We start from the raw sequence: 2,352 nt of genomic DNA, 5'->3' as shown, positions 1-2,352 counted from the left end.
CGCGGCCAGCGTTGCATCCACTGCTCCCACACCGGCAGCACCCGCACCACCGGGGTCTGCTGGAGCATGAACTCACTGACCATGACCGCCCACCCGGAGGCCCCGGCTCCCGCCAGGGCAGGGTGCGCGCATTGGCGTGGTACCAGTGGTTGATCAGCTCGTGGATTTCGTGCACCCCACTACTGTAGGGCCTGGCACCCCCGGTCAGGGAATCACCGCGAAATCACCGGGAAGGGCACCGCAATGAACTAGCCTTGAGCTATGAGTAAAGCACCGCAGGGCAGGCTGCCGACCAGCGTCTACCGGCGCCGGCGGATCACCGTGCAGTCATCGCACTGCTGCTGGTGGGTCTGCTTGTCTGGGGTGTGGTTGCGGTGGTCTCGGCCCTGGGCGGCGAGGAGAAGCCGCCGACCGCAAACGAGCAGCCGCAGCAGCCGGAGCCGGGCCAGCAGCCCGAAAGTGAGCCCGAGAGTGAGACTGCCTCCCAGTCGCCGGAGGGCATGTGCGCGGAATCGGATATTGAGCTCAGCGCCGCCACCGACGCGGCGTCCTACACCGCGGACCAGGACCCGGTGCTGATCCTGCAGGTGAAGAACGCCTCGGAATCCGAGTGCAAGATCAATGTGGGCACCAGTCAACAGGAGTTCCGGGTGATGAGCGGCTCGGACCGCATCTTCTCCACGGCCGACTGCGCAGAACGGGGAGGACGTCATCTTGGACTTCAAGCCCGGACAACAGGAGAACGCGCGCTTCACCTGGCAGAAGGAACGGTCGGCCCCCGGGTGCAAGGCCGTAAACGTGCAGCCGCGGCCCGGCACCTACCGGTTTACCGCGCTGCTGGGGGAGCTGGAGTCCGAACCGAAGTCCTTTGAACTGAAGTAGCCGCTACAGGTAGCGGTCCAGCAGGGAGGACTCGGCCATCCTGGCCAGCCCTTCGCGGATGGAGCGGGCCCGCTGTTCCCCGATGCCCTCGACTTGAATCAGTTCGGCCGTGGACGCGGCCATCAGCAGCTGCAGGTCACCAAACTTCTCCACCAGGCGCTCGCCGACGGCGCGCGGCAGGCTGCGGATCAGCGAGAGCATCCGGTAGCCGCGCGGGGTCAGCGCGTCATCCAGGCTCAGCGGCGCCTGCGGGATCAGCACCCGCAGCAGTGCATCCAGTTCAATCAGCAGCGCGTCGGGCACCTGCTCCAGGCGGGCCAGCGCCTCGGAGAGGTGCTGCGCCCCGCCGGCCAGGTCCGGGTAGTCCCGCAGCACCATCTGGTTGTCGGTCTTCACCCCCGCCAGCAGCTCGGCATGCTGGGCGGCCAGCAGCCGCCCGTCCGCACCCAGCTCCAGGACCTGGCGGGAGATGTCCTGGCTGGTGCGGCGCACCATCTCGGTGCGCTGCAGCACCGCCAGCACGTCACGCACGGTGGCCGCGTCCTCGATCTCCGCGGCGGTCAGGGCGCTGGTGACCTGGTCCAGGCGGTGCCGGTAGCGCTCCAGGGTGGCGATGGCCTGGTTGCCGCGCACCAGCAGGCGTTCACTGGTTTCCAACACATGGCGTTCGGAACCGGCGTACAGGGTGATGGTCTGCATGGAGGAGGACACCGCCACCACCGGGAAGCCGGTCTGCAGGGCCACGCGTTCGGCGGTGCGGTGCCGGGTGCCGGATTCGGCGGTGGGCAGCGCCGCATCGGGCATCAGCTGCACCCCGGCCTGCAGGATCCGTCCCCCGGACTCGTCGCAGATGATCGCCCCGTCCATTTTCGCCAGCTCGCGCAGCCGGGTGGGGGAGAAGTCAATGTCAATGTGGAAGCCGCCCGAACAGATCGATTCGACCACCTGGTCGTAGCCCAACACGATCAGTGCCCCGGTGCGCCCGCGCTGGATCCGCTCAATCCCCATGGCCAGTTCGGTGCCCGGCGCGATCCGCGCCAGGGTGCCAAGCAGTTCGCCGGAGGGTTCTCGTTGCACCTGGTGATTCCTTTCGGGCGGGACGGATCAATCCTATCCTGCCTGCTTCTGGCGTTGGTTGAATGCCAGATCCAGCGCCTCGGCAATCGATTCGACCTGGAACACCCTGATCCCGGCCGGGATGTTCTTCAACGGCTGCGGGGTGGCCGGAACCATGGCGAAGGAGAAGCCCAACCGGGCCGCCTCGGTCACCCGCCGGGAAATCTCCGGGACCTGGCGCACCTCCCCGGCCAGTCCGACCTCCCCGAACGCCACGAAGTCCTGCGGCAGCGCGAAGTCGTGCATCGAGGAGGCCACCGCCAGGGTGCAGGCCAGGTCGGTGGCCGGTTCGGAGAGCTTCACCCCGCCCACGGTGGCGATGTAGGAGTCCATCCCGGACAGGTCCATGCGCGC

General features: G+C 67.8%; 2 protein-coding genes and 2 pseudogenes. 1 reads left to right on the top strand and 3 read right to left on the bottom strand.

The window, feature by feature from the left end:
* A pseudogene (locus JCM19049_RS20625) lies at window positions 1–175 on the bottom strand (A/G-specific adenine glycosylase); the annotation flags it as partial.
* 169 nt (window positions 176–344) lie between these two features.
* Between JCM19049_RS20625 and JCM19049_RS20620 the strand changes: the two are divergent.
* Complete coding sequence (locus JCM19049_RS20620) at window positions 345–872, top strand: hypothetical protein (RefSeq protein WP_279403092.1); 528 nt, start codon at window positions 345–347, stop codon at window positions 870–872.
* A 13-nt stretch (window positions 873–885) separates the two neighbouring features.
* Here the strand turns inward: JCM19049_RS20620 and disA are convergent, their stop codons facing one another.
* Together disA and JCM19049_RS11965 are read right to left on the bottom strand one after the other, a co-directional pair.
* A complete protein-coding gene (gene disA / locus JCM19049_RS11970; RefSeq protein WP_054821708.1) occupies window positions 886–1,959 on the bottom strand; it encodes a DNA integrity scanning diadenylate cyclase DisA in 1,074 nt (357 codons plus the stop codon).
* Window positions 1,960–1,992: 33 nt separating this feature from the next.
* Window positions 1,993–2,352 (bottom strand): annotated as a pseudogene (locus JCM19049_RS11965) (magnesium chelatase domain-containing protein); the annotation flags it as partial.

The sequence above is a fragment of the Arthrobacter sp. JCM 19049 genome (assembly GCF_001310435.1).
This window is presented reverse-complemented; position numbering and strand designations above follow the sequence as displayed.